Genomic DNA, 25428 nt, shown 5'->3' with positions numbered 1-25428 from the left:
GGCTCACCCGCCCGCCCCGGCCGCGGCCGACAGCGCCGACCAGAGGACGAACAGCACGCCGGCCGCCGCCGCCCACAGGACCGCCTGCCAGGCCAGGCCGCAGCAGCGGTGCGCGGCGCCCAGCAGCCGGCGCAGCTCGGCGTCGCGCACCCGCGGGTCCAGCGCCGGGCGCAGCCCGGCCGGGGTCCAGGGGACGGCCGGGTCGAGCGGCGCCCCCGTGGCCGCCCGCACCGAGCCCAGCGCCGCGACCAGCGTGCGCCGCGAGCCGACGGCCAGGACCGCCGAGATCCCGAAGGACGCCGCGACGGCCAGGAGCGGCAGCAGCGCGACCGGCCCCGGCCAGCCCGCGTACGCCAGCCGGGTGACGGTCCCGGCCGCCACCAGGACGAGCAGCACCGCTGCGAGCGCGGCGTCCTGCCCGCACAGCCGCAGCAGCGCGCAGGCGTGCGCCAGCAGCTCCTCCGGCGACTCGGGGGCCGGGCCGGTGCGCAGGTCGTGACGCGACACACCGGAACGGGAAACCGTGGCCAACGCGCCCTCCTGGGTCGAATCCTTCTTATCCAAGTCGATAGTGGGACACCTCGCCGGGAACTTCCGTCCGGAACGGCACTCTTCGGGTGAGTCAGGTGACTCATTCCGGCCCCGGGCGCTTTTCCCGGGGTCCTCGGCGGTCGGAGGGCGGCCGAGGGGGAACAATGGTCCACCGGAGGATCACCGACCGGCCCCAGCGGGAGGCGCACATGAGCTACACGGGAGACGTCGAGGTCGGGGGCGACCCCGACGTACGCGAGCTGCCCGGCCTGACGATCACCAAGATCGCGGTCGGCCCCTACGACAACAACGCCTACCTGCTGCGCTGCGCGGCGACCGGGGAGCGGCTGCTGATCGACGCGGCCAACGAGGCGCCCCGGCTGCTGGACCTGGTCGGCGACGGCCCGCTGGCCCGGATCGTCACCACGCACCGCCACCAGGACCACTGGATGGCGCTGAGCGAGCTGGTGAAGGCCACGGGCGCGCCGGTGGTCGCGCACCCCTTCGACGTGGAGGCGCTGCCCGAGCCGGTCGCCGAGCAGGTCGAGCACGGCGACACCGTCCAGGTCGGCGAGGTGTCGCTGGAGGTGATCCACCTGCGCGGCCACACGCCCGGGTCGATCGCGCTGCTGTACGAGGCGGGCGGCGACGCGGGCGGCGAGGCGGCCGGCGGGCCGCACCTGTTCACCGGCGACAGCCTCTTCCCCGGCGGCGTCGGCAACACCTGGGGCGACGCGGCCCGTTTCAAGCAGCTGCTGTCGGACGTCGAGGAGCGGGTGTTCGACCGCCTCCCCGACACCACCTGGTTCTATCCCGGCCACGGCAAGGACTCCACGCTCGGACGGGAGCGCCCCGCCCTGCCCGAGTGGCGCTCGCGCGGCTGGTGACCCGCCGCTGAGCGGCCCCTGAACCGCGGCCCCGGCATCACCGGCCGCCGGACCATCGGAACCACTGGTCACGGGTGTTCGTTCTTCCGACCACCAGTGTTTTCCGGGGGCCGAGACCAGGAGATGCACAATCCGCGAACTCAAGAAGGCGGAGTCCGGGGCGGGGGCGGGCGCCGAGCTGCGCTATCCCGCCGGTTCGCTCGTGCTGGTGGCCGGGCTGCCCGGCGCGGGCAAGAGCACCCTGCTGGAGCGCCTGTACCGGCTGCGCGGTGACGAGACGGGGCCGGTGCCGATCGACGGCGGCCGGGTGATCGACTCGCGGCAGGCCCGCAACCGCTGGGCGGGGCTGCTGGCCCCGGTGCCGGCCCGCGCCCGGGTGCCGCTGGTGAACGCGACGCACGTGTGGTGGATCGCGCGGGCGGTGATGCGCGGCGAGGGCGTGGTCGCCCAGACCCGGGGAACCTGGCCGCACATCCTGCACCTGTTCTCGTGGCTGGTGCGGCGGCGCGGCGGCCGGGTGCACCTGGTGCTGATCGACGTCGACCCGGGGACGGCGCTGGCCGGGCAGGTCGCCCGCGGCCGGGTGGTGACCGCGGTGACCTTCGCCCGGCACTGCCGCCGGTGGCGGCCGCTGGTGCGGCGGGCCCGGGACGGCGCCGTCCCGCCGGCCGCGACCGTCACCCTGCTGACCCGTGCCGAGGCCGACGCCCTGGGCGCGATCCGCATCGGCTGAACCCGGAGCCCCGGCCCGCCGCGCCGCTCCTTCCCGGAAGCGGGCGGCGCGGCGTCACGGCATGGCACCATGGTTTCCGTTTGTGCCATGAGAGGGGTGCGATGCGGCTGAGGGCTCCGCGGCCTTCGACGGCCGTCGTGGTGGTGCTGTGCGTCTTCGCGGCGGGATGCGGCGCCCCGTCCACGGCTTCCACCGGCGCGCCGGAGGTCCAGCCGCCGACGGCCGCCGCGCCCGGGCCGGGGTCCGCGCCGGCGGCGCCGGACGCCGCGGCGCCGACGGCACCGCGGAGCCGCCTGTCCGCTCCGTCCCGCCCGCTCAAGCCGCTCGGCAAGGCGAGATCGTGGCGGATCACCACCTACTACACCGTGGTGCAGTCCTTCCACGGCGGCAGATCCAAGGCGGTGCGCGGCTGCGCGAAGCTGCACTGCAAGTGGGGGAAGACGCCGCTGGGGTCCTATCCGGAGGGCTTCCTCAAGGAGATCCAGACCGAGGGCAGCGGCCGCATCACCGCCGGGCCGCACCGCGGCCGCTACCTCAACTGGTCGCACAGCATCGGGTGGTGGCTGGACGACAGCACCCGCGACTCCACGGCCAGACCGCTGCGGGCCTGGTCGTCGGCGGCGGCCGACCGGGACGTGATCGCCCGGGGGCAGCGGTTCCAGATCGTCGAGTGCGGCGCCGACTGGAAGGGCCGTCCGGTGGCCCGTCAGATCTGCGACCGGTTCCGCGCCGCCACCTGGAAGGTCACCGACCTGTTCCGTCCCGGGTACGGGGGCGAGCACCACGCCGACGTCTACATCGGCGAGGAGACCGGGCCCGGCTTCAAGAAGTCGCCGTACTACACCACCCTGCGCAAGGCCACGATCGGCGCGGTCCCCTAGGGAACGCGGTGGTCCGGGGAAGGTGAGGCCAGGCGGGTCGGTTCGGTGCGGCCGCGCAGCATGACCTCCTCGCCGAACTCCCAGTGCCGCGCCTCCTCGTGCCCGTCCCCGCGGACCCGCTCGACCAGCGAGCCGGCCGCCAGGACCCGCCCCTCGGTGCCCTTGGCCAGGTCGGTCAGGCGGGCGGCCTCGTTCACCGGGTCGCCGATGACGGTGTACTCGAAGCGCTCCTCGGCACCGATGTGCCCGGCGACGGCCTCGCCCGCCGACACCCCGACGGCGGCGCGCAGCGCGGGGACCTCCCGGGCCAGCCGCACGGCCAGGTCCCGGGACGCCGCCAGGGCGCGGGGGCCGGAGCCGTCCAGGGCCAGCGGGGCGCCGAAGACGGCCAGCGCGGCATCCCCCTCGAACTTGTTGATCCAGCCGCCGTGGTCGCCGATCGTCTCCACCACCACGGCGAAGAAGTCGTTGAGCAGCTTGACCACCTCGGTGGGCGGGCGGTCGGCGGCCAGCCGGGTGGAGCCGATGATGTCGACGAACACCACCGCGACCTCGCGCAGCTCGCCGCCCAGGTCGATGCCGCGCTCCAGCGCGTCCCGGGCCACGTCCTCGCCGACCTGGCGGCCGAACAGGTCCTGCAGGCGGGCGTGCTCGCGCAGCCCGGAGGCCATGTGGTTGAACCCGGCCTGCAGCAGCCCGACCTCGCTGGCGTCGTAGACGGGGACCTCGACGTCCAGGTGGCCGCCCTCGATCCGGGCCAGGCCGAGCCGCACCGACTCCACCGGGTCGGCGATCGCGCGGGCCGCGAAGTAGGTGACACCGAGACCGACGGCGAGGGCGATGCCGCCGAGCGCCAGCACGGCCACCGCGAAGTCGCGCAGCGTGACCTCGGCGATCAGGAACGACCCGAGCGCCAGCACGATCAGGCCGAGGATCGGGACCGCGGTGCCCAGCGCCCAGGCGAGCACCGACCGCGCGACCACTCCGGGCAGCCCGGTGCGGCGGGGCACCCCGGACGCCAGCGCGGTGGTGACCGCGCGCCGCAGCAGCCGCTCGGTCAGCAGGTAGACGACCGTGCAGGTGGTCAGGCCGCCGAGGAGGCTGGTGAGGCCGAGCTTGACCGCCAGCAGGGTGGAGAAGGGCAGGTTGATCAGGACCCACCCGACGGTGCCGATGCCCCAGAGCGTGAGGTGCACCGACATCAGCCGCAGCGGGCCGTACAGCAGCAGGGAGCGTTCGTGCGCGCCGGGGGCGCCGTGCCGTTCGGCCAGCCGGCGCACCCGCCGGAAGAAGCGTTCGCCCAGCACCAGCCCGGCCGGCACGGCCGCGATCACGTAGGCGGTGAAGACCAGGTAGTTGACGGTGCGCAGCCGGTCGGAGACCTCGGTGCCGGGGTCGGGGACCACGAGGGTGAACAGCACGACGACCAGTGCGCCGCCCAGGTTGGCCAGGCCGGTGGCGACGGTGACGAGGATCCGGGCGCGGCGGGCGATCCGGGCGCGGGAGTCGCCGGGACGGCCGTCGGCCAGGCGCCGGAGGGGCCCGGCGAGGCGTCCGCGGAGGCGTCCGGCCCCGTCGCCCGTCGCGTCGGTCTTCATGGGCGTGCAGAGTAGCCGCTCGTCACCGCGCCGCGCCCATGACCTCGTCGGACACTCCGGGGACGGGTCAGACCGGGAGCGGCTCCAGCAGGCGGTGCGGCTCGCGCAGCGCCGTGCTGACCGGGTCGTCGCGGTCGGGGTCCAGGCCGGGGCCTGGGTGCATCTCCAGTTCCTCCGGCGGGGCGACGCGGCCGCAGGACGGGCAGGTGCCGTCGGCGTCGATGCGCTTGCCGCAGGGAATGTGGAGGAACAGCCGGCACGGCCCCCGGTCGGAGTAGTTGCGGTCGCCCCAGCGGGCCAGCGCGTGCACGACCGGCCACAGGTCGCGGCCCGTATCGGTGATCACGTAGTCGTGCCCCCGCTTCTCCAGCACCCCGGCCTCCACCAGCGACTGGAGGCGTGCGGACAGGACGGCGCGCGGGATCTCCAGGTGGGCCAGGAAGTGGCCGAAGCGGCGCACGCCGTACAGGGCGTCCCGGACGATCAGCAGCGTCCAGCGCTCGCCCACGACCTCCAGCGCGCGGGCCAGCGAGCAGTCCTGCCGCACGTAGTCCTTGCCGAGTGCCATGGTGGCCAGATTACCCGGCCCATGGTTCATTGAACGAACCGGCGCGTGCTACGGTCGGCGCAGTGCAGTTCGTTCATTGAACTCGAGACGGAGACCGGATGACCACGCTGGCCGCCCCCCGCGCGCCGGAACGGGCCGCGGGCGCCACCGCCGCGCTGGCCCTGCCAGGGGCCGCCACCCTGCTGGCCCTGATGAACTACACCGCCCCGATGGCGGTGCTCACCGACACCGCCGCCGGACTGCGCGCGGGCCCCACCGCCCAGATCTGGCTGATGAGCTCGATCAGCCTCGGCCTGGCCGCGGCCCTGCTGGCGGTCGGCAGCCTGGCCGACGACCACGGCCGCAGGCGGGTCTTCGTCCTGGGCGCCGTCCTGCTGGCCGTCTCCAGCGCCGGCTGCGCCCTCGCCCCCAACGCGGCCGTGTTCGTCGCCGGCCGGATCGCGCAGGGCGCGGCCAGCGCCGCGCTCATCGCCGCCGGTCTGGGCATCATCGGCGCCACCTTCGCCCCCGGCCCGCGGCGCTCCCACGCCACCGGCCTCTGGGGCGCCATGCTCGGGCTCGGCATCGCGCTCGGCCCGATCGCCGCCGCCGGTCTCGGCGCGCTGGGCGGCTGGCGGCTGTGGTACTGGGCCACGGTCGCGGCCTCCGCGCTGCTGGCCGCGGTCGCCGCCCGCACGCTGCACGAGTCGCGCGCCGGACGGCGCCGCGGCCTCGACCTGCCCGGCGTGGTCACGATGAGCCTGGGCGTCGCCGCGCTGCTGGCCGCCATCACCTGGGGACGGATCGGCTGGGGCCGCCCGGAGGTGATCGGGCTGCTGGTCCTGGCCGCCGTGCTGCTGGCCGCGTTCGTGGCGGTGGAGTCGCGCCGCCGCGCGCCGATGCTCGACCTGGCGCTGTTCCGGCGGCCCCGCTTCCTGCTGTCGGTGGTCGGCGCGCTGCTCACCGGCCTCGGCATCATCGGCGTGATGAGCTACGTGCCCACCGTGCTGGCGGTCGTGCTGGGCATGAGCCCGCTGTCCGCCGCCCTGCTGCTGTCCATCTGGTCGGGCCTGTCGTTCGTCGCCGCCGCCCAGGCGCGCCGCCTGCCCGCCCGGCTCCCGGCCGGACGGCTGCTGGCCGCCGCGCTGGCGCTCAACGCCGCCGGCCAGCTCGGCCTGCTGGGCTTCGCCCCCGGCGAGCACTGGTGGCGGATGGTCCCGGGCCTGGTCGTCGCCGGGATCGGCAGCGGGCTCGGCAACGCCATGCTGGCGCGGCTGGCCGTGGAGAGCGTCCCGGCCGACCGGGCGGGCATGGGCTCGGGCGCCGGCAACACCGCCCGCTACATCGGCGCCTCGCTCGGCGTGGCGCTGGTCGGCACGATCGTCACCGGGACCGGCGACGGCCACGCCCGCCCCGCCGAGGCGTTCGCCCACGGCGCCGACATCGCGCTGGTGGTCTGCAGCCTCGTCGCAGTGCTCGGCGCGGTCTTCGCCGCGCTCGTCCGGGAACGGGACTGAGCCCCCCGCCGGGGCCCGGTCCCGCGCGGGCGCCTAGGCCAGTTCCTCGATGAACTCGGTGAGCTGGGCCAGGTTGCGGCACTCGTACATCGGGACGATCTCCCCGTAGCGGGAGGCCGCCGAGTCCCCGGTGTCCCACTGCGAGCGCGGCTCGGGGTTGAGCCAGTACGCGTGCCGCGCCCGATCGGCCATCCCGCGCAGGATCGGCAGCGACAGCTCCCCGTAGTTCGACCGGGCGTCGCCCAGGACCAGCAGGGATGTCCGCGAGGTGACCGCGTCGCCGTACCGCTCCTCGAACACCTTGATCGCGTGCCCGTAGTTGCTGCGCCCGGTGATCCAGACCAGATCGGCCTCCCGCGCCAGCCGGGTCATCGCGTCCACCACGTCCACGCCGGGCGCGAAGAACCGGGTGATCTCGTCGGTGGCGTCGATGAACGCGAACGCCCGCACCTTGCTGAACTGCTCCCGCAGCGCGAACGTCAGCAGCAGCGTGAAGTGCGCGAACGCCGACACCGAGTCGCTGGCGTCGCACAGGATGACCAGCTCGGGCTTGTGCGGCCGGCGCGGCCGGTGGTGGGTGGCCAGCGGCACGCCGCCGCTGCCCAGCGACGCCCGCACGGTGCGGCGGAAGTCCAGCCGCCCGCGGTTGCCCGCCCGCTGCTTCTGCTGCAGCCGGGTCGCCAGCCGCCGCGCCAGCGGGTACACCTCGCGGCGCATCGCCACCAGGTCGGCCCGCGCGGCGCGGCCGAAGTCGAGCCGCTCCAGCGGGGGCCGCACGGCCATCCGCGCGGTCCGCTCCACCCCGGTGTCCTCGGCGATCCGCCGCCGCACCTCCGTCGCCACCAGGTTCTGGAAATGCGAGATCCGGGTCCGGAAGGTCCGCCGCGCCACCCGCTCGGCCATGCCGCCGCGCTCCTGCCCGGCGAGCACCGCGTCGAGCAGCCCGGCCATCAGCGTCTCCGGGGACAGGGCGCGCAGCACGCCCGAGGAGAACCACGACTCCTGGCCCGGCGTCCGCCCGTACTCGGCCACCGCCGTACGGGCGAACTGCCGCATCCCCGGATCGTCGCCCGACAGCAGCAGCTCGAACAGCTCCCGGCGGAGCGCCTGCACCTCCGGGTCCAGCGGCGGGGGCGGGCGGCGCTCGTCCGGGTCCCGCTCGCGGGTCCGGGCGGCCCGCGGGTCGGCCGCGTGCGCGGCGCCGTCCCCCAGCGCCGGCGGGAACCACAGGTCGAAGAGGGTGTCGAAGGTGGGCCGGTGCGCGGGCCGCTTGATCAGCGTCGCCGCGTACGCGGCGCGCAGCGCCTCCCGGTCGACCAGGTCGATCACCTGCATGGCGCGCACCGCGTCCAGCCCCTCGGCGACCGACACCGGCATCCCCGCCTCGCGCAGCGCCGCCACGAAACCGGTGTGCCGGTCGACCAGGGACCGCCGCGTCCCGCCGGTGCCGCCGTCCGCCTCGTCCACGATCAACCCTGGAGGCCGAGTTCCTTGACGGCGCGCTCCTGGTCGGAGACGTGCTTGAGCACCACGCCCAGGGTGCGCGCCACCGCCGCCTCGTCGAGCTCGTCCAGGCCGAGCGCCAGCAGCGTGCGGGCCCAGTCGACGGTCTCGGCGATCGACGGCGCCTTCTTGACCTCCAGCTCGCGCAGCGTCCCGACCGTGCGGACCAGCTGCTCGGCCAGCGCCGCCTCGATCCCCGGGACCTGCGCCAGCACGATCTCGCGCTCCCGCTCGGGCTCGGGGTAGTCCAGGTGCAGGTAGAGGCAGCGGCGCTTGAGCGCCTCCGACAGCTCCCGCGCCGCGTTCGAGGTGATGAGCACGAACGGGCGGCGGACGGCGGCGACCGTGCCCAGCTCGGGGATCGTCACCTGGAAGTCCGACAGCACCTCCAGCAGCATGCCCTCGACCTCGACGTCGGCCTTGTCGGCCTCGTCGATGAGCAGGACGGTGGGCCCGGTCCGCCGGATCGCCGCCAGCAGCGGCCGCTCCAGCAGGAACTCCTCGGAGAAGATGTCGTCGTGGGTCTGCTGCCAGCCGCGGTCGTCCTGCGTGGCCTGGATGGCCAGCAGCTGCTTCTTGTAGTTGAACTCGTACAGCGCCCGCGCCTCGTCCAGGCCCTCGTAGCACTGCAACCTGATCAGTTCCGAACCGGTGGCGGCGGCGACCGCCTTGGCCAGCTCGGTCTTGCCGACCCCGGCGGGCCCCTCCACCAGGAGCGGCTTGCCGAGCGCCTGGGCGAGGAAGACGGTGGTCGCGATCTCCTCGTCCGCCAGGTAGTCGACCTCGGCGAGCCGCCGGCCGACATCGGCGGGCGAGGCGAACACCGCCGACTCCTCCCCCCGGCCGTCCACCTCGACGGTCATCCGCGCACCCTGCCGTGCGCGCCGTTCTGCACCCTGCTGTCCGAGATCATCCCTTGGCCTTCGTGTAGGTCTGGTTGTTGCCGGCGAACAGGAGTTTGCCGCCGGTGAGCGTGGCGCCCCAGTACGAGGCGGACTTCGGGTCGCCGCCCTGCCAGGAGAAGCGGTACTTGCCCTTGCCCTCGGGGATGACCTGGCCGTTCCAGAGGGAATGGCCGCCCTGCGTCCACGAGCCGCTGCCGTCCGCCTTGAACTGGAAGAAGTCCCCGGCCGGGCTCACCCACCGCCCGACCAGCGGCCTGACGTCGGCCGCCTTCACCTTCGGCACGGCCGGCAGCGCCGACTGCCCCGCGCCGGGCGGGACGCCGGCGGGCGCGGAGGGCACCGAGACCGGCGGGGGCGAGGACGTGGCCGCCCCGGTGGCGGGCTCCTTGTCGTCGCCGCCGCACCCCGACAGCGCCGACACCACGAGGGCGGACGCCAGCGCGCCGCCGCCGAGCGCGCCCCGGCGGCGCCGCGCGCTCGCTGGACGGGGGTGGGCGGCAAGGGCGGGAACGGCGGTCGGGCGGACCCGTGCTCTCACGTGGACCTCCGGGAGGTTCGTGGACGAAGTCGGCATTTTAACCGGCCGGTAGCCTCCGGCCGGCGTGGCCCCACGGGGGGACGGCGGGATTCGTCCCCAGGGGTGACGCGCCCGCCGCGCCCCTCCGCCTATAACCGGAGGATGACGACTCCACGCCTGCCGCGCGACGACCTGGCCGCGGCGCTGGCGGCCCGGCGGGAGCTGGGCCCCGACTATGACGACGCCTTCGTCGAGACGCTCGTCGACCGCATCGAGGAGACGCTCGCGGCGCGGACGGCCGCCCCCGCCCACCGGGGCCGCCGCGCCCCCGCCCCCGCCCCCGGGCCGGGGACCGGGCACGGGCACGGCTCCGATCTCGCCCTGGCCATCGTGTCCCTGGCCGCGGCCATCCCGCTGAGCGCGATCGGTGTCGTCAACGCCGGCATGCCGGGCCTGGTGATCGTCTGGGTCGCCATCGTCCTGGTCAACCTCATCTACGGCCGCCGTCCGCGCTGAGCCGCGGCGGGCGGGGCGCGCCCGCCCGCCGCGGCCGGCGCTCAGGTCACTTGCCGGGCTCGGGGTCGCGGGGCAGACCGAGCAGCCGCTCACCGATGATGTTGAGCTGCACCTCGGTGGTGCCGCCGTAGATCGTCATCGCCCGGGAGAACAGCATGTGCCGCGCCACGCTCGCGCTGCGCTCGTCCGGCACCTCGACGACCGCGCCGGCGCCCTGCGAGGCCCAGCAGTAGTCGGCCACGTCCTGGTTGAACTGCACGCCCAGCAGCTTGCGGACGCTGGCCTCGGCGCCGGGCTCCACCCCGTTCAGCTGCTTGAGCGTGGTGCGCAGGCTCAGCAGGTCGATCGCGTGGCCCTGGGCGACCAGCCGGCCCACCTCGGCCTCGGCGATCGGGTCCAGCTCGGCGCCCTCGAAGAACGCCAGCAGCTCGGGCACGCCCATGCCCAGCCCGCCGCCGGTCGACAGCGACACCCGCTCGTTGCTCAGGGTGTTGCGGGCGACCTGCCAGCCCTTGTCGACCTCGCCGACCACGCAGTCGTCGGAGACGAAGACGCCGTCCAGGAACACCTCGTTGAACAGGGACTCGCCGGTCATCTCGCGCAGCGGGCGCACGTCCACGCCCGCGGCCTTCATGTCGACCAGGAAGTAGGTGATGCCGTCGTGCTTGGGCGCGTCCGGGTTCGTGCGCGCCAGGCAGAAGCCCCACTGCGCGAACTGCGCCACCGACGTCCAGATCTTCTGGCCGGTGAGCTTCCAGCCGCCCTCGACCCGCTCGGCCCGCATCGACAGCGAGGCCAGGTCGGAGCCGGCGCCGGGCTCGCTGAACAGCTGGCACCACACCATCTCGCCGCGCAGCGTCGGGCGCAGGAAGCGCTCCTTCTGCTCCTCGCTGGCGTAGGCGACCAGCGAGGGCACCAGCCACGCGCCGATCACCAGGTTCGGCGGCTTGACCTTGGCGGCCTTGAGCTCCTGCTGGATCAGCACCTGCTCGACCGGCGAGGCGCCGCGCCCCCAGGGCTCGGGCAGGTGCGGCACGGTCCAGCCCCGGTCGCCCATGGTGCGCTTGAGCTCGCCCTTGTCGCCGATCTTCGCCAGCTCGGCGATCTCGGCCCGGAGGCGCTCGCGCAGCGGCTGGGTGTCGTCGTCCAGCTCCAGCTCGACCGCGCGGCGCCCGCCCGCCAGCGCGCGGCGGGCGACCTCGGCCGCGTGGGCCTTGGACGGTCCGGTCAGCGCCCGCAGCGTCAGCACGCGGCGCAGGTAGACGTGCGCGTCGTGCTCCCACGTGAAGCCGATGCCGCCGAGGATCTGGACGGCGTCGCGGGCGGTCTGCGCCGCGCCGTCCAGCGCGACCACGCCGGCGACGGCGGCGGCGAACGCGGCGTCCTCCGCGCGGTCGTCCAGGGCGCGGGCGGCGTCCCAGACGGCGGCGCGGGCCTGCTCCAGCGCGATCAGCATCCGGGCGGCCTTGTGCTTGACGCCCTGGAACTGCCCGATCGGGCGGCCGAACTGCTCGCGGACCTTGGCGTACTCGGCGGCGGTGGTGACGCACCAGCCCGCCACGCCGGCCGCCTCGGCGCCCAGCAGCGTGACCGCCAGGTCGCGCACGGCGCCGTCGGTGAGGCCGTCCAGGACGCGGTCCGCGGCCACCGAGGCGTCCGCCAGCTCCACGGCGGCGACCCGGCGGACCCGGTCCAGGCTCCGGACGGGGGTCACGGTCGCCTCGGCGGCGTCGACCGCCACCCACTCGCGGCCGCCGCCGTCGACGGCGACCGGCAGCACCAGCACGTCGGCCAGCGCGCCGCCCAGCACCAGGGCTGCGCTGCCCGACACCACCAGGGCGTCGCCGTCCCGCCGCCCGGTCAGCTCACCGGCCAGCGCCAGCGCGCCGGTGCGGGAGCCGTCGGCCAGGCCGGGCAGCAGCGCGGCGCGGGCCTTGGCATTGCTGGAGGCGTTCACCGCGGCGCTGGCCAGCACGGTCGGCAGGAACGGGCCGGGCGCCGCGGCCCGCCCCAGCTCCTCGATCACGACCGCCAGCTCCAGCAGGCCGAAGCCCTGCCCGCCGTGCTCCTCCTCGAGGTGCAGGCCGAGCAGCCCCTGCTCGGCCAGGGCCGACCAGAACCCCGGACGGGTCTCCTCGTCCGCGTCCAGCGCGGATCGTACGACCGTCGCCGTGATGTTGCGCTCGGCGAAGCCGCGCACCGACTCGGCGAGTGCCTCGTGCTCTTCGGTCAGCCCGATGGCCATGCGTCACCTTCTCTCAGCCCCATTGACGCACCGATTCTAGAACAGGATTCGAGTCCCGTGCGGCCGTGAGTTACGTCTCAGGCAACGCGTGTCGCACTTCTGTGTCATCCCACATCGGCGCCGACGCGCGCCCGGGGTGCGGTCCACATGGCGACGGCTCGCGCGGGGAGCCCGCGCGAGCCGTCGCCATCGGTCGTTCTCGTCAGATCTCGCGCGACTCCAGCGGGCGCGGGTCGTCCTCGTCGCCGCCGCCCGCGCGGGCGGCGCCGGTCTCCGCCGGCGCCTGCTCGGCGGCCTTCCCGGTCTCGGCCTTCCCGGCGGCGGCGCGGCCGGTGCCGCGGCGGTTCGCGGCCAGGCTCGCGACGGTGGTGGCCACCAGCGTGCCGGCGATGACCGCCAGCGACAGCCAGATCGGGATGTCGGGCGCCCAGGACACGCCGTACTCGTGCAGCGCGTGCAGGACCAGCTTCACGCCGATGAAGCCCAAGATGAACGCCAGCCCGTGCCCGAGGTAGACCAGCTTGTCGGTCAGCCCGCCCAGCAGGAAGTACAGCTGCACCAGGCCCATCAGGGCGAACGCGTTGGCGGTGAACACCAGGTAGGGCTCGGTGGTCAGACCGAAGATCGCCGGGATGGAGTCCAGCGCGAACATCACGTCGGTGGAGCCGATCGCGATGATGACCACGAACAGCGGGGTGACCATCCGGCGGCCGTCCCGCCGGGTGATGACCTTGTTGCCCTCGTACTCGTCGCTGGTGGGCAGCGTCCGCTTCACCCAGCGCAGCAGGAAGTTCTCCTTGACCTCGTCCTCGTCGCCGCCGCGCACCAGCCCGATCGCGGTCCACAGCAGGATGACGCCGAAGATGATGAACACCCAGGTGAAGGCGTGCAGGGCGGCGGCGCCCGCGGCGATGAACACGCCGCGCAGCAGCAGCGCGATCACGATCCCGGCCATCAGCACGGTGTGCTGGGAGTGCTTGGGCACCGCGAACCGCGCCAGGATCACCATGAAGACGAAGAGGTTGTCGACGCTCAGGCTCTTCTCGGTGACGAAGCCCCCGAAGTACTCGGCGGCGTACTGCCCCCCGGAGAAGGCCCACACCCCCAGGCCGAACACCACCGCGAGACCGATGTAGACACAGGACCAGAACGCGGCCCGGCGGGTGGTGAACTCCCGGGTGTCACCCCGGTGGATGACCAGCAGGTCAATGGTGATGATGGCGAGGATCCCGAACAGGGTCAGGCCCCACACCCACGGCGAAACGTTCAAAACAAACACCTCCGGCGGCATGCTCAAACGCCGGAGGTCTCTCCCGCCCTGAGGAACGGTGCGGGCCGATGATCCCGGGCCGGTACGGACCGGCCGTGCTGACGAGACCACCGCGCAGGGATACTCCCCTCCACTACCTCCTGAAACGCGGGGCGCAGCGGCCGCGTTCCAAGATTCTCAGGTTTTTTTGAGGAGAATCCGAACCGGAACGCGACCCCCGCCGTCTAAGGCCCGACGACTCCCAACCTCAACGCCCGCCGGACGGGGCGAGCCTGAGGTAGATGCCCGCGAGCTGGTCCACCGCGTCCGACTCGCTCGGCAGCGAGGTCGCCTGCCGCGCCGCGGCCGCGCCGAGCCGCACCGCCAGTGCGGGATCGTCCAGCACGCGGCTCACCGCCCGCTCCAGCGCCTCCGGGTCGCGCGGCGGAACCAGCAGCGCGGCCTCGCTCTCGGGGCCCCGCACCGGCCCCTCGCCGCCGGCCGGGCCGGCGCCGGTGCGCACCGCGCCCACCATCTGCGGGATCCCGCCGACCCGGGTGGCCACCAGCGGGCGGCCCGTGCGCAGGATCTCCTGGACGATCAGCGGCTGCCCCTCCCACACGCTCGGGACCACGGTGACGTCGGCCGCCGTCAGCAGCCCCGGCACGTCCCCGCGCCCGCCCAGCAGCCGCACCGGCAGGTCCTCGCGCTCGATCCGCGCCCGCAGCTCCCCCTCCAGCGGGCCGTTGCCGACGATCGCGACCAGTGGCGGAGGGGTCCGCCGGGCCCAGCCCTTCGCCGCGTCCAGCAGCGTCGGCAGGCCCTTCTGGTCGGCCAGCCGGCCCACGGTCAGGATCAGCGGCCGCTCGCCCACGCCCAGCTCGGCCCGCAGATCGGCGCGCTCCGCCGCGCTCGGCTGGGAGCGCGGCACCGGCGCGGGCACCAGCGCGTGCGCGACCGAACGGGCCCCCAACGCGCGCATCCGGTCCTCCAGGTCGGGCGAGACGCCCAGGACCTCGTCGGCGGCCAGCGCCACCACGCGCTCCAGCGCCCCGTAGGCCACGGCCGTCCGCCCGCCAGCGATCACCGCGTTGTGCAGCGTGACGACCAGCGGCGGGCCGCCGCCGCGGGCGACCCGCAGCGGGCCGGGCGAGACCCGGGCGCACGCCGCGGCGGCCAGCCCGCCCGCCCGCAGCCCGTGCGCGTGCACCACGTCGGCGCCGCGCAGGAGGGTCCGCAGCCGCGCGACCGCCTTGGCGTCGCTGACCGGCCGCGGCCGGTCGGCGAGCTCGACCGGGGCGAACCGCACCCCGTCCCGCTCGAACCTGAACGTCCGCTCGGTGTCGGCGGGCCCGCAGACCACCACGCGGGCGCCCCGCGCGGCCAGCCCGGACGCCACCGACCGCACGTGCCGTCCGACGCCGCCCGCGCTGGTGCCCAGCACGAGCGCCACCCGCAGCCCGTCCAGCGCGGCCACCTCCGCCACGGCCCCGGCCTCCCCTCGCCGCTCCGCCGCTTCCGGCCCGGCAACCGATCCATCAGTCATGACGCGCGACCTTCCGGCTCAGGACGGCCCGCAGATCCCGGCCGTCGATCACGAACGCGAACGCCGCGAACACCGCCGCGGCGACCAGGGCTGCCAGTGCCGCGACACCGATGTCGAGCATCCGGCCTCCCGTGCCGAGCGCGCCCGCCACCGCGGCACCCGCGGCCCCTCCGGCGGCGCCCCCGGCGATCCCGGCGGCGAGCGCGCGCGGTACGCCGCGTACCGCCGCCCTCCCCCGGGCACGTACCAGTGTGGCGATCAGCAACGCCCCCGCCACCGTCATCCCGGCGGCGTTGCCCAGGCCCAGCGCCGCCACCACCCAGTCCCGGCCGGCGGTCAGCACCAGCAGCACATCGGCGATCATGACCACCAGCCAGCCCGTGACGATGGCGACCGCCCCCATCCTGCCGCGATGGCAGGCGAAGAGCACCCTGCCCAGGTGGGCGACCAGGCCGTACCCGAGCAGGCCCGGGGCGAAGGCGAGCACGGCGCGGGCCAGCACGTCCTGCTGCGCGGGCTGGCCGGGGTTGAAGACCACCGCCGCCGGGACGGCCACCGCGGCCAGCACGGCCGCGCCCGCGCACGAGACCAGGATCACGGCGCGGGTGGTGGAGGCGGTGACCCGGTCGAACTCGGCCGCGTCGTCCGCCCGCGCCGACAGCATCGGGAACGCGCTGGTCGCGATGGGAACCGCCAGGATCGCCCACGGCAGGAGGTAGAGCGCCCACGCGTACTGGTAGTTGGCCAGGGCTCCGCCGGTGCCCTCGTAGCTCAGCCGGACCACCAGCAGCGCCGACAGCTGCTGCGCCACCACGGTCGCCAGGCCCGCGACCGCCAGCCGCCGCACCTTCCCGGCGACCCCGTCGGGGAAGCGCAGCGTGGGGCGCAGGCCCAGGCGCAGCCGCCACGCGGCGACGCCCGCGGTCGCCGCCATCGCCACGCCGCCGAGGGCCGTGCCGATCGCCAGCGTCAGCTCCGCGGGCAGCGGCAGCCGCGCCAGGTCGTTCTCGAACCCGCGGCCCAGCGGCGCGTACGCCAGGTAGGCGCCGATCACCACCAGGCTCGACATCAGCGGAGCCAGCGCCGGCGCGACGAACCGGCGGTGCGACTGCAGCAGCCCGTACAGCACCACCGCGACCCCGTACATCACCATCTGCGGCGCCATGATCGCCATCATGTCGGTGCCGACCGACACGATCCCCGACCGCGAGCAGCCCTGCAGGTCGCGGCCCACCAGCAGTTCTATGATCGGCCGCGAGAGCAGCGCCAGCAGCGCCGACAGCGGCACCATCAGCAGCACGATCCAGGTCAGCAGCGCCGAGGCGATCCGGCGCACCTGCTCGCGGTCGCCGCGCTCGGCGGGACCGGCCAGCACCGGGACGACCATGCCGGCCAGCGCCCCGCCCGCCACGATCTCGTACACGATGTTGGGCAGCTGGGTGGAGGTGAAGTAGGCCTGGCTGAGGCAGGAGGTGGTGACGGTCTGGGAGAAGGCGTAGGTGCGCCCGAACCCCGCCAGCCGGGACAGCACCGTGATCACTCCGATGACCACGGCGGCCCCGGCGAGCCCGCCGGTCAGCCGGAGCATCCGCGGCGTCACGCACGCCCCCGGGGGGACGGCGGCGGGTAGGTCAGGGTCACGGGTCTGGGGTTCACCACTGGCGTTCGTTCGGCGGTCGGGAGGCGGGGGCCGGACGGTGGTCCGGCCGGATGCTGCAGGGGCGGGTCGGGTCGGTCGGGGCGGAGTCTTCGGAGCGGTCGGGGGCGGGTCGGTCGGGGGCGGGTCGGTCGGGGGCGGGGCGGTCCGGGTCGCCGTCCGCCCGATCGGAGACCGGGGCGGCGGGCGGGCCCGGGCGGGGACGTCCCGCGCCCGGTGCCGCGGAGGTCGGGAGGGCCGGGACTCAGGGGGCGGGGTCGGTGACGGCTCCGCTCCCGGCTCCCGTCTCCCCGGCCGTCGCTCCCCCGGCGGACGCGTCCCCGGCCGCGTCACCGGAGCCGGCGTCGCCACCGGAACCAGTCTCACCGCCGGCAGCCGCCGTCGTGCCACCAGCGCCGGTCTCGGCGGCGGCCGGGCCCGGCTGCGGCGGCACCGGCGAAGGCACGGGCACCGCCGGGGGACGGCGTCCCAGCATGTCGATCCGGTTCAGCGCGGGCGTCTCCCGGATCACCTTGGTGAAGCTGACGAACTCGCTCGCGGCGTTCAGGCCCGCCACCCCGGCCAGCACCGCCAGCCGGGGGCCGCGCCCCAGGCGGGTGGCGGCCAGGCCCAGCAGCGCGCCGAGCGCGTTGGAACCGGTGTCGCCGAGCATGGCCCGCTCCGCCAGGTCCTCGGGCAGCAGCGCGGCCGCCGCGCCCAGCGGCGCCGCCACCACGGCCGACCCGGACGGGGTCAGCGCCAGCGGCACCCCGGTGATCAGCCCGACCTTGATCGCACGCCCGGGGCGCAGGTCGAACAGGTTCATCAGGTTGGCGCTCCCGGCCACGATCGCGCCGTTCAGCAGCGTGTCGAACGCCCGCCCGGCACGGGACGGGGCGGGCGACCCCGCGATCGCCGCGGCGGCCAGCCCGGTGGCGCCGATCCCGAGGATCTTCACCGCGCCGCTGGTCACCTCGCCGCGCGCCAGCGCGCCCAGATGGCCCTTGAAGCCGCGCGACCCGGCCGAGCCGGCCAGGTCGTCGTACCCGCCGAGCACGCCCGAGCCGGCACCGGCCAGCAGCGCCGCCGCGCGCACCCGTCCGCCCGGTCCGGGGGCCAGCAGCCCGGCCGCTGCGGCGCCCGCCACGAACGCGGGCCCCTCCAGCAGCGTCACGGGCTCCCCGCGGTGGTTGGACCGCCCCCAGACCTCCTCGCCCGGCAGCCCGTTCAGGCCCGGCGGGCGGCCGGTCAGCGCGCGGTAGGCGGCCTGCGCGGCCACGGCGCCCAGCGCCGCGCCGGCCAGCACCCGGACCGTCGGTCGGATCATGCGGGTCACCCGTTCCCTCCGGCGGCGGGCACCGGCGAGGGCAGGTACCCGTTCACACCCGAGCCCGTCCCGTACCGTCCGGCCTTGCCGCCCAGCTCGTTCTGCAACGCCAGGATGGTCACCACCTGGCCGGACGCGGTGTCCACGGTGTCCTGCGAGGACACCGTCTTGTCGAGGTCGGAGTCGCGCAGCGCCGCGATCAGCCCGCCCTCCTGGACGGCCGTCGACGGGCCGCCCAGCACCGCGCCGCGGCCGGCGCCGTCCAGGGCCGCGGCCAGCGCCAGCAGCGCCTTGTTGTCGGTGTCGCCGCCCTCGTAGGCGTACAGCGACGACGGCGCGATCATCACCGCGAGGGTGGCGTGCTGGCCCGGCTTGCCGCTGGTGGTCACATACCCGGCCTGCCGGAACCCGGCCAGGACGGCCGCGGCGGAGGCGTCCTCCCGGCCGGTGCTGGCGGCGTCCTTGGTGACCAACGCGCTCGCCAGTACGGCCGCCGCCTTCTCGTAGGCGCCCGCGCCCTGCGGGAAGGCCATCTCGCCGGGCTTGAGCTGGCCGGCCAGCTCGTCGACGGTGCCGACCTGGGGGTCGTCCAGGAACTTCTTCTGGATCGTCACCCGGCCGGTGACCGCGGCCCCCGCGCTCTTGGCCAGGTTGCTCAGCTGCTCGATGCTGTCGTTGCTCGCGCCGGGCGTCTCCACGAAGACCAGCGACTGGCCCTTGAGCCGCTCGGCGACCAGCTGCGGGCCCATCGTGCGGGCGAAGCTCTCGTCGCCCTCCAGCTGGGCCTCCAGCCGGCCCTGTGTGCGGCGCAGCTCGTCGTTGCTCTTGGCCAGCGACGAGGTCTGCCGCTGCAGGCCCTTGGTCACCGACTGCGACAGCGTCGTGGAGCCCAGGATGATCCCCAGCGCCAGCGCGAGGAAGATCGCGACGATGGAGACGAGGTGGTATCGGAAATCGATCACGTGAAAAGTCCGGTCAGCCAGAAGAGGAACGCGTGCCAGCGGTCGGCCAGCAGCGGACGGATGACGTCCCCGGCGGGCGACATGAACACCGCGGTGGTCATCGCGATGAACGCGCCCAGTACCAGGAACAGCAGCGAGCCGGTCGAGATCCGGCTGCGGTAGAGCCGGCTCACGCCCTTGGCGTCCACCAGCTTGCTGCCCACCCGCAGCCGGGTGAGGAACGTGCTGGCCATCCCGGCCCGGCCCTTGTCGAGGAACTCCACCATGTTGGCGTGCGTGCCGACGGCCACGATCAGCGTGGCGCCCTTGTCGTCGGCCAGCAGCATCGCGATGTCCTCGCTGGTGGCGGTGGCCGGGAACACCACCGCCTCCTGGTCGAGCTCGTGCACGCGCTTGAGGCCGGGCGCCCGGCCGTCCCGGTAGGCGTGCACCACGATCTCCGCGCCGCAGGTCAGCGCGTCGTCGGAGACCGAGTCCATGTCCCCGACGATCATGTCGGGCCGGTAGCCGGCCTCCAGCAGCGCGTCCGCGCCGCCGTCCACCCCGATCAGCACCGGGCGGTACTCGCGGATGTAGGGGCGCAGCGCGGCGATGTCCTCCCGGTAGTGGTAGCCGCGCACGACGATGAGCGCGTGCCGGCCCTCGATCCGGGTCTTCACCTCGGGCACGCCGACGCCGTCGATGAGCAGGTCGCGCTCGCGCTTGATGTACTCCATCGTGTTGGCGGCGAACGCCTCGATCTGGTGCGACAGCCCGGCCTTGGCCTCGGTCAGCGCGGCGTCGACCGTCTCGGCGGTCTGCGCGGTGCCCTTGGCCACCACCTCCTCGCCGCGGTGGACGACCTCGTCCTCGATCCGGACCTGGTCGCCCTCGGCGAGCCGGGTGAAGATCTCCGGGCCGACGTCGTCGACCAGCGGAATGCCCGCCTCGACGAGGATCTGCGGGCCCATGTTGGGGTACCGGCCGGAGATGCTGGGCGCCACGTTCACCACGCCGCCCACCTCGCACGACACCAGCGCCTCGGCGCTGACGCGGTCGAGGTCGACATGGTCGATCACGGCGATCTCGCCCGGCTGCAGCCGCTTGGTCAGGTTCTTGGTGCGGCGGTCGAGCCGCACCGTGGCGCTCACGCCGTTGCGGCCCTCCTCCCGGCCGCGGCGCCGGCGCAGCAGCCGCCGCGAGAGCCGCGCCCTCCGCTCGGCCGTGGCCGCGTCCCCGCCACCGGACGGGACGGACGCACCGGAGCCTCCCGGATCGGTTAGCGGCGACCCCGGAACCGCCGGGGCGGCGGCGTCCCCGTGCCGCCCCGCGGGCCCGGACGCCGTCTCGGACGCCGTGCGCACCTCGATCACCTCCGCGGAGGGACGTGATCCCGACGCCGGCCCGGGCACGGACCCCGAAGCCTTCCCCCGGCCCGGGCGCGTCTCGGTCTCCTCCTCGGAAGTCAGACGCGTTCCCGCCACCGCACTGTTCCCGGGCTCGGGGCTCTTTTCGGTCACGTCGCCGGGACCCGGGCGCACTCCGCCCGCTCCCTCGGGGGCCGCGGCCGCCTTCGGTGCCTTCCCGTGGCCGGGCCGCGTCCCGCTCTTCCGCTGGGATCGCGGGGGCTCAGTGCCCGGTTCGCCCGTGCCCGCGTCCGCGGACGGGACGCGCCGTCCGGCCTCCGCCCCGGTGGGCGGGGGCGCCTCGGATCCCTCGGAGGCCTCGCCGGTCTCGGCGGTCTCGGCCGGTGTGGAACGTGCCCGGGACCCGTCCGCGGCGGGCGCCTCGGACGGTCCGGCGGGCTGTCCGGCCGGCCGCTCGGTGGTGGGGGACGGGTCGTTCATCGCTTCCCGGCGGCGAGGTCCGAGACGCCCAATACGAAGAACAAGCCCTTCCCTCCCCTGAGCAACTGCTAGATTACCGTCCGTCAGCGACGGACGCTCCCGGCGGCAGGCGCTCCCGGCCTCATGGACGGGCCCCGCCGCCGCCCGGCGGAGATGCCGCACGCCCTCGCGGGCGGCCCTGCCCTGCTCGCACGTCGGCCTCCCGGCCGACGGCGGCCCGTGCACCGGAGAGAACCCGTGCGGCGGGACGCGTGCACCGGAGCGCCCGGCGCGCGATCACCGCACCCTCCCGAGCGCGGGCCGACGACAGCCATCCTGCCAGAGCAGGCGAGCGGACACGCCTCAAGGAGCGCACTCGGGCGTGTCCGCCCGAGTGCTCCGCGTCACTCCCGCAGCCCCCGGGGCCCATGGAACGATCATTTCTCCTCGGCGGCGAGCTCGAGGAGCTCCTCGGCGTGCGCGCGGCCCAGCTCGGAGTCCTCCAGCCCGGCCAGCATCCGGGACAGCTCGCGCACCCGGCCCTCGCGGTCGAGCGCGGTGACGCCGCTGCGGGTCACCGTCCCGTCGTCGGACTTCTCCACCAGCAGGTGCTGGTCGGCGAACGCCGCCACCTGCGGCAGATGCGTGACGACGATCACCTGCGCGTTGCGCGCCAGCCGGGCCAGCCGGCGCCCGATCTCCACCGCCGCCTTGCCGCCGACGCCCGCGTCCACCTCGTCGAACACGAAGGTCGGCACCGGGTCGGCACCGGCGAACACCACCTCGATCGCCAGCATCACCCGCGACAGCTCGCCGCCCGACGCGCCCTTGTGCAGCGGCAGCGGCGGCGACCCGGGATGGGGGGCGAGCCGCACCTCGACCTCGTCGGCGCCGTGCGGGCCGTACTCGCCCGTAGGGGCGACCGCGACCTCCACCCGGGCGTGCGGCATCGCCAGCGCGGTCAGCTCCTCGGTGACGGCCGCCGAGAACCGCTCGGCGGCCGCGGTGCGCACGGCGGTCAACTCGGCCGCCTCCGCCTCCAGCCGCCCGGAGAGCTCGGCGTGCTCGGCGCGCAACTGCTCGATCCGGTCGTCGTCGCCCTCCAGGTCGGTCAGCCGTTCCGCCGACCCCCGCGCCCACTCCAGCACCTCTTCCAGCGACTCGCCGCCGCCGTACTTGCGGGTCAGCGCGGTCAGCTCGGCGCGCCGCTCCTGGACGACCGCCAGCCGCGCCGGGTCGGCGTCCACCGACTCGGCGTAGGCGGCCAGGTCGGTGGCGACGTCGGAGACCAGGTACCCGGCCTCGGCGAGCCGGTCGGCCAGCGCGGCCAGGTCGGGATCGTGGTCGCGCACCGCGTCCAGGGCGTTGCGGGCGGTGCCGAGCAGGCTCACCACGTTGGCCGCCTCGAACGCCGCGGACGGATCGCCCAGCAGCGCCTCGTGCGCGGTGTCGGCCGCGCCGCGCAGCGCGTCGGCGTGCCCGAGCCGCTCCTCCTCGGTGGCCAGCTCCACGTCCTCGCCCGGCTTCGGATCGACCTTCTCGATCTCCTCCAGGCCGAAGCGCAGCCTCTCGGCCTCCTGCTCCCGTTCCCGGGAGCGGGTGGTCAGCTCCTCCAGCAGCGCCGTCACCTGGCGGTGCCGCTCGTAGGCCGAGGTGTAGGCGCGCAGCGGCTTGGTCAGCGCGTCGCCGGCATAGCGGTCCAGCGCGCCGCGCTGCCGCCCCGCCTGCAGCAGCCGCTGCTGGTCGGACTGGCCGTGCACGGCGACCAGGTCGTCCGCGAGGTTGATCAGCAGGCTCACCGGGACGGACCGGCCGCCCAGGTACGCCCGCGACCGGCCCTCCGCCGACACCGAGCGGGTGACGATCAGCGCGCCGTCGTCCAACTCACCGCCCGCCTCCTCGACCCGGCCGACCACCCGGCCGCCCGGGTCGACCGCGATACGGCCCTCGACGGTGGCCCGCTCGGCGCCGGGCCGGACCCGCTGCGGGTCGGCACGGCCTCCGAACAGCAGCCCCAGACTGGTGACCACCATGGTCTTGCCCGCCCCGGTCTCGCCGGTGACGACGTTGAACCCAGGCGACAGATCGAGCACGGCCTCGTCGATCACACCGAGGCCCTGGATCCGCACCTCATCGACCATCGGACGCACCAGCGTCACAACCCCTCGCAAAACAGATCCCGGTTTCAGCGCCTCGGGGGTGAGGTTATCGCCCCTGCCCGCTTCCGGCCTCCCCCGCTCGCATCGTCCCTGGTCATCGTCCCGCGCCCGGATCCGAACGCTGGCGGGCGCGGCCGCGCCAGCCCGTCACCGGCAGCCCGAACTTGGTCACGAGCCGGTCGGTGAACGGGGTCAGGTGCAGCCGCGCGAGCCGTACCGGATCGGCGCCCCGGCGCACCTCGACCCGCGCGCCCGGCGGCAGGTCGAGGGTGCGGCGGCCGTCGCACCACAGCACGGCCCGCGGCGTGCCGGGCAGCACCTCGATCGCCACCGCGGACCTGGGCGAGACCACCAGCGGCCGGGCGAACAGCGCGTGCGCGCTGATCGGGACGACCAGCATCGCCTCCACCTCGGGCCACACGACCGGGCCGCCGGCGGAGAACGCGTACGCGGTGGAACCGGTCGGTGTGGCGCACACCACGCCGTCGCAGCCCCAGTTCGACAGCGGGCGGCCGTCGATCTCGGCGACGACCTCCAGCATCCGCTCCCGCTCGGCCTTCTCCACGGTGGCCTCGTTGAGCGCCCAGGTGGTGCCGGCGACGCCGCCGTTCAGCCGGACCAGGACGTCGATCGTCATGCGCTCCTCGACGTCGTAGCGCCGGGTGACGACGCGTTCGACGGTGGCGGTGAGGTCCTCGCGCTCGGCCTCGGCGAGGAAGCCGACGTGGCCGAGGTTGACGCCGAGCAGCGGGGTGCCCGCCGGGCGCGCCAGGTCGGCCGCGCGCAGCAGCGTCCCGTCGCCGCCGAGCACCATCACCACCTCGGCCTCCTCGGCGGCCGCGGCGGTGCCCGGCCGCACGTCGACGCCGGTGCAGCCGATGTCGGCGGCCTCGCCCTCCAGCACGCGCACCGAGATCCCCGCCTCGCTCAGCCGCTCGATCACCAGCTGCGCGCTGCGCACCGCCTCCGGCCGCCCGGTGTGCGTGACGACCAGTACCGACCGCTCACCCATGGGCCCGCCGTCCCGTCCTCGACACGCCAGACATCGTCGCACCCGCCGCGCGGGCCGCGACCCGTGGGCTCGTCACATCCGTTCCGAATCTCACATCCGCTCTAACGTCCACGCCTCGTTCTACGTCAGCCCCGGGGCACCGGATCACCGCGGCCCCTCCTCCACGGCCCGTTCCAGGTCCGCCTCGGACAGGGGCGGCGCGCCCGCCCGCAGCCACAGGAAGTACTCGACGTTCCCGGCCGGGCCGGGCAGCGGGCTGGCGGTCACGCCGAGCACTCCCAGCCCCAGGGTCGCCGCGTGCGCCGCGACACCGCGCACCGCGTCGGCCCGCAGGCCCGGATCGCGGACGACGCCGCCCGCCCCGACGAGTTCCTTGCCCACCTCGAACTGCGGCTTCACCATGACGGCATAGTCGGCGTCGGCGGCGACGCACCGCTGGACCGGCTCGAGCACGAGGCGCAGCGAGATGAACGACAGGTCACCCACCACCAGATCGGGCGGCGCGGCCTCGGGCTGCCCCAGCATCTCGGACGTGAGGTCGCGGATGTTGACCCGTTCGAGGACGGTCACCCGGTCGTCGGTGCGCAGCGACCACGCGATCTGGCCGCGGCCCACGTCGACCGCGTAGACGTGCGCGGCGCCCGCGCGCAGCAGCACGTCGGTGAACCCCCCGGTGGACGCGCCCGCGTCCAGGCAGATCCGGCCCGCCGTCCTCAGGTCGCCGAACGCCTCCAGCGCCCCGGCCAGCTTGTGGCCGCCGCGCGAGACGTACTCGGGCCCTGCGTCCGCGGTGTCCACCACGATCGCCGCGCCCGTCTCGACCTGGGTGGCCGGCTTGCCCGCGGTCTGCCCGCCGACCCGGACACGCCCGGACGCGATCAGTTCGGCGGCGTGCTCACGCGACCGGGCCATCCCGCGGCGCACCAGCTCGGCGTCGAGCCGCCGGCGGCTCATCCCCCGCCCCCCGGCCACGACGGACGCGGCCCGGACACGCCCGGACGCGGTCCGGCAGCGGGCGAAGCAGCCCCGGGCACGGGCGGACGCACCGCGGGCCGCCCCCCTTCCGGGGGATCGTCCTGACCGGCGGAGGCGAGCAGTTCCTGAAGCCGCTGGTGGATCCCCTCGAAGATCTCCACGTGGCCGGACACCGGCGCCGCGTCCAGCTCCGCCAGCCGCGCCAGCGCCTCGTCGACCCGCACGTCGCCGGTCGGCTCGGGGCGCGCGGGCTCCCGGAGCCGCGGCACGGGGCCGCCGGGCGGCGCCGGTACCTGCGCGGACTCGTCCGACATCGCGTCCACCTCCCAGAAACGGGCCCCGTCCGCCGCCATGAGTCGCATCGGGCCCAGTCAGAA

General features: G+C 75.1%; 22 protein-coding genes. 5 read left to right on the top strand and 17 right to left on the bottom strand.

Features of this window, described 5'->3' with window-relative positions:
• Window positions 1–3: 3 nt before the first annotated feature.
• Window positions 4–507, bottom strand: a complete 504-nt coding sequence (locus ACZ466_RS43250) for a hypothetical protein (RefSeq protein ID WP_378290717.1) — start codon at window positions 505–507, stop codon at window positions 4–6.
• Window positions 508–740: 233 nt separating this feature from the next.
• Between ACZ466_RS43250 and ACZ466_RS43245 the strand changes: the two genes are divergently transcribed.
• The 3 genes from ACZ466_RS43245 to ACZ466_RS43235 all read left to right on the top strand — a co-directional run bounded on the left by ACZ466_RS43245 (window position 741) and on the right by ACZ466_RS43235 (window position 3032).
• Window positions 741–1418 (top strand): MBL fold metallo-hydrolase, encoded by a 678-nt coding sequence (locus tag ACZ466_RS43245; protein ID WP_378290715.1) that lies wholly within the window; start codon window positions 741–743, stop codon window positions 1416–1418.
• A gap of 208 nt (window positions 1419–1626) precedes the next feature.
• Window positions 1627–2151, top strand: coding sequence for an AAA family ATPase (locus ACZ466_RS43240; protein ID WP_378290713.1), 525 nt, complete (start codon window positions 1627–1629; stop codon window positions 2149–2151).
• Window positions 2152–2252: 101 nt separating this feature from the next.
• A complete protein-coding gene (locus tag ACZ466_RS43235; RefSeq protein WP_378290711.1) occupies window positions 2253–3032 on the top strand; it encodes a hypothetical protein in 780 nt (259 codons plus the stop codon).
• Here the strand turns inward: ACZ466_RS43235 and ACZ466_RS43230 are convergent.
• Complete coding sequence (locus ACZ466_RS43230; RefSeq protein WP_378290709.1) at window positions 3029–4630, bottom strand: adenylate/guanylate cyclase domain-containing protein; 1602 nt, start codon at window positions 4628–4630, stop codon at window positions 3029–3031. The two genes, ACZ466_RS43235 and ACZ466_RS43230, sit on opposite strands and share 4 nt — an antisense overlap.
• 67 nt (window positions 4631–4697) lie before the next feature.
• Window positions 4698–5198, bottom strand: coding sequence for a winged helix-turn-helix transcriptional regulator (locus ACZ466_RS43225; protein ID WP_378290707.1), 501 nt, complete (start codon window positions 5196–5198; stop codon window positions 4698–4700).
• Window positions 5199–5296: 98 nt separating this feature from the next.
• On the opposite strand from ACZ466_RS43225, the gene ACZ466_RS43220 reads away from it, so the two are divergent.
• A complete protein-coding gene (locus tag ACZ466_RS43220) occupies window positions 5297–6694 on the top strand; it encodes an MFS transporter (RefSeq protein ID WP_378290705.1) in 1398 nt (465 codons plus the stop codon).
• Window positions 6695–6727: 33 nt separating this feature from the next.
• Here the strand turns inward: ACZ466_RS43220 and ACZ466_RS43215 are convergent, their stop codons facing one another.
• From ACZ466_RS43215 to ACZ466_RS43205, 3 genes are read right to left on the bottom strand one after another with little or no spacing between them, the layout of a single operon-like run.
• A complete protein-coding gene (locus ACZ466_RS43215) occupies window positions 6728–8161 on the bottom strand; it encodes a vWA domain-containing protein (protein WP_378290702.1) in 1434 nt (477 codons plus the stop codon).
• Between the two features lie 2 nt (window positions 8162–8163).
• Entirely contained in the window at window positions 8164–9060 is an 897-nt protein-coding gene (locus ACZ466_RS43210; RefSeq protein ID WP_378290700.1) for an AAA family ATPase, read from the bottom strand.
• A 46-nt stretch (window positions 9061–9106) separates the two neighbouring features.
• Window positions 9107–9640: a hypothetical protein gene (locus tag ACZ466_RS43205; RefSeq protein WP_378290698.1), complete on the bottom strand. Its 534-nt coding sequence runs from the start codon at window positions 9638–9640 to the stop codon at window positions 9107–9109.
• 141 nt (window positions 9641–9781) lie between these two features.
• On the opposite strand from ACZ466_RS43205, the gene ACZ466_RS43200 reads away from it, so the two are divergent.
• Entirely contained in the window at window positions 9782–10135 is a 354-nt protein-coding gene (locus ACZ466_RS43200; protein ID WP_378290696.1) for a hypothetical protein, read from the top strand.
• A 46-nt stretch (window positions 10136–10181) separates the two neighbouring features.
• On the opposite strand, the gene ACZ466_RS43195 is transcribed toward ACZ466_RS43200, so the two are convergent.
• The 11 genes from ACZ466_RS43195 to ACZ466_RS43145 all read right to left on the bottom strand — a co-directional run bounded on the left by ACZ466_RS43195 (window position 10182) and on the right by ACZ466_RS43145 (window position 25413).
• A complete protein-coding gene (locus ACZ466_RS43195) occupies window positions 10182–12380 on the bottom strand; it encodes an acyl-CoA dehydrogenase (RefSeq protein ID WP_378290694.1) in 2199 nt (732 codons plus the stop codon).
• Window positions 12381–12582: 202 nt separating this feature from the next.
• Window positions 12583–13650 (bottom strand): TerC family protein, encoded by a 1068-nt coding sequence (locus tag ACZ466_RS43190; RefSeq protein WP_378290692.1) that lies wholly within the window; start codon window positions 13648–13650, stop codon window positions 12583–12585.
• A gap of 247 nt (window positions 13651–13897) precedes the next feature.
• Window positions 13898–15088, bottom strand: a complete 1191-nt coding sequence (locus tag ACZ466_RS43185; protein ID WP_464044050.1) for a glycosyltransferase family 4 protein — start codon at window positions 15086–15088, stop codon at window positions 13898–13900.
• A 79-nt stretch (window positions 15089–15167) separates the two neighbouring features.
• On the bottom strand, window positions 15168–16775 hold the full coding sequence (gene murJ, locus ACZ466_RS43180; protein ID WP_378290690.1) for a murein biosynthesis integral membrane protein MurJ: 1608 nt from the start codon (window positions 16773–16775) through the stop codon (window positions 15168–15170).
• A gap of 301 nt (window positions 16776–17076) precedes the next feature.
• Window positions 17077–18138: a hypothetical protein gene (locus tag ACZ466_RS43175; RefSeq protein ID WP_417281734.1), complete on the bottom strand. Its 1062-nt coding sequence runs from the start codon at window positions 18136–18138 to the stop codon at window positions 17077–17079.
• Window positions 18139–18143: 5 nt separating this feature from the next.
• Window positions 18144–19100, bottom strand: coding sequence for a copper transporter (locus ACZ466_RS43170; protein ID WP_378290688.1), 957 nt, complete (start codon window positions 19098–19100; stop codon window positions 18144–18146).
• Window positions 19097–20269: a putative cytokinetic ring protein SteA gene (steA, locus tag ACZ466_RS43165; RefSeq protein ID WP_378290796.1), complete on the bottom strand. Its 1173-nt coding sequence runs from the start codon at window positions 20267–20269 to the stop codon at window positions 19097–19099. Before steA ends, ACZ466_RS43170 begins: the two co-directional genes overlap by 4 nt.
• Window positions 20270–21342: 1073 nt before the next feature.
• Entirely contained in the window at window positions 21343–23046 is a 1704-nt protein-coding gene (gene recN, locus ACZ466_RS43160) for a DNA repair protein RecN (RefSeq protein WP_378290685.1), read from the bottom strand.
• Between the two features lie 112 nt (window positions 23047–23158).
• Window positions 23159–24076, bottom strand: coding sequence for an NAD kinase (locus ACZ466_RS43155; protein WP_378290683.1), 918 nt, complete (start codon window positions 24074–24076; stop codon window positions 23159–23161).
• Window positions 24077–24220: 144 nt separating this feature from the next.
• Window positions 24221–25030, bottom strand: a complete 810-nt coding sequence (locus ACZ466_RS43150; protein ID WP_378290681.1) for a TlyA family RNA methyltransferase — start codon at window positions 25028–25030, stop codon at window positions 24221–24223.
• Window positions 25027–25413 (bottom strand): hypothetical protein, encoded by a 387-nt coding sequence (locus tag ACZ466_RS43145; RefSeq protein ID WP_378290679.1) that lies wholly within the window; start codon window positions 25411–25413, stop codon window positions 25027–25029. The genes ACZ466_RS43150 and ACZ466_RS43145 overlap by 4 nt, the downstream gene beginning before the upstream one ends.
• Window positions 25414–25428: the final 15 nt, after the last annotated feature.

This window comes from Actinomadura rugatobispora (genome assembly GCF_055379765.1).
The sequence above is the reverse complement of the archived record's forward strand: the minus strand, read 5'-3'. Positions and strand labels throughout refer to the sequence as shown.

Excerpts from the sequence above, each read along its gene's own strand:
- ACZ466_RS43245 (WP_378290715.1), top strand. The coding sequence starts at position 741 with ATGAGCTACACGGGAGACGTCGAGGTCGGGGGCGACCCCGACGTACGC.
- ACZ466_RS43235 (WP_378290711.1), top strand. The coding sequence starts at position 2,253 with ATGCGGCTGAGGGCTCCGCGGCCTTCGACGGCCGTCGTGGTGGTGCTG.
- ACZ466_RS43230 (WP_378290709.1), bottom strand. The coding sequence starts at position 4,630 with ATGAAGACCGACGCGACGGGCGACGGGGCCGGACGCCTCCGCGGACGC.
- ACZ466_RS43225 (WP_378290707.1), bottom strand. The coding sequence starts at position 5,198 with ATGGCACTCGGCAAGGACTACGTGCGGCAGGACTGCTCGCTGGCCCGC.
- ACZ466_RS43220 (WP_378290705.1), top strand. The coding sequence starts at position 5,297 with ATGACCACGCTGGCCGCCCCCCGCGCGCCGGAACGGGCCGCGGGCGCC.
- ACZ466_RS43210 (WP_378290700.1), bottom strand. The coding sequence starts at position 9,060 with ATGACCGTCGAGGTGGACGGCCGGGGGGAGGAGTCGGCGGTGTTCGCC.
- ACZ466_RS43200 (WP_378290696.1), top strand. The coding sequence starts at position 9,782 with ATGACGACTCCACGCCTGCCGCGCGACGACCTGGCCGCGGCGCTGGCG.
- ACZ466_RS43195 (WP_378290694.1), bottom strand. The coding sequence starts at position 12,380 with ATGGCCATCGGGCTGACCGAAGAGCACGAGGCACTCGCCGAGTCGGTG.
- ACZ466_RS43175 (WP_417281734.1), bottom strand. The coding sequence starts at position 18,138 with ATGATCCGACCGACGGTCCGGGTGCTGGCCGGCGCGGCGCTGGGCGCC.
- recN (WP_378290685.1), bottom strand. The coding sequence starts at position 23,046 with ATGGTCGATGAGGTGCGGATCCAGGGCCTCGGTGTGATCGACGAGGCC.
- ACZ466_RS43155 (WP_378290683.1), bottom strand. The coding sequence starts at position 24,076 with ATGGGTGAGCGGTCGGTACTGGTCGTCACGCACACCGGGCGGCCGGAG.
- ACZ466_RS43150 (WP_378290681.1), bottom strand. The coding sequence starts at position 25,030 with ATGAGCCGCCGGCGGCTCGACGCCGAGCTGGTGCGCCGCGGGATGGCC.
- ACZ466_RS43145 (WP_378290679.1), bottom strand. The coding sequence starts at position 25,413 with ATGCGACTCATGGCGGCGGACGGGGCCCGTTTCTGGGAGGTGGACGCG.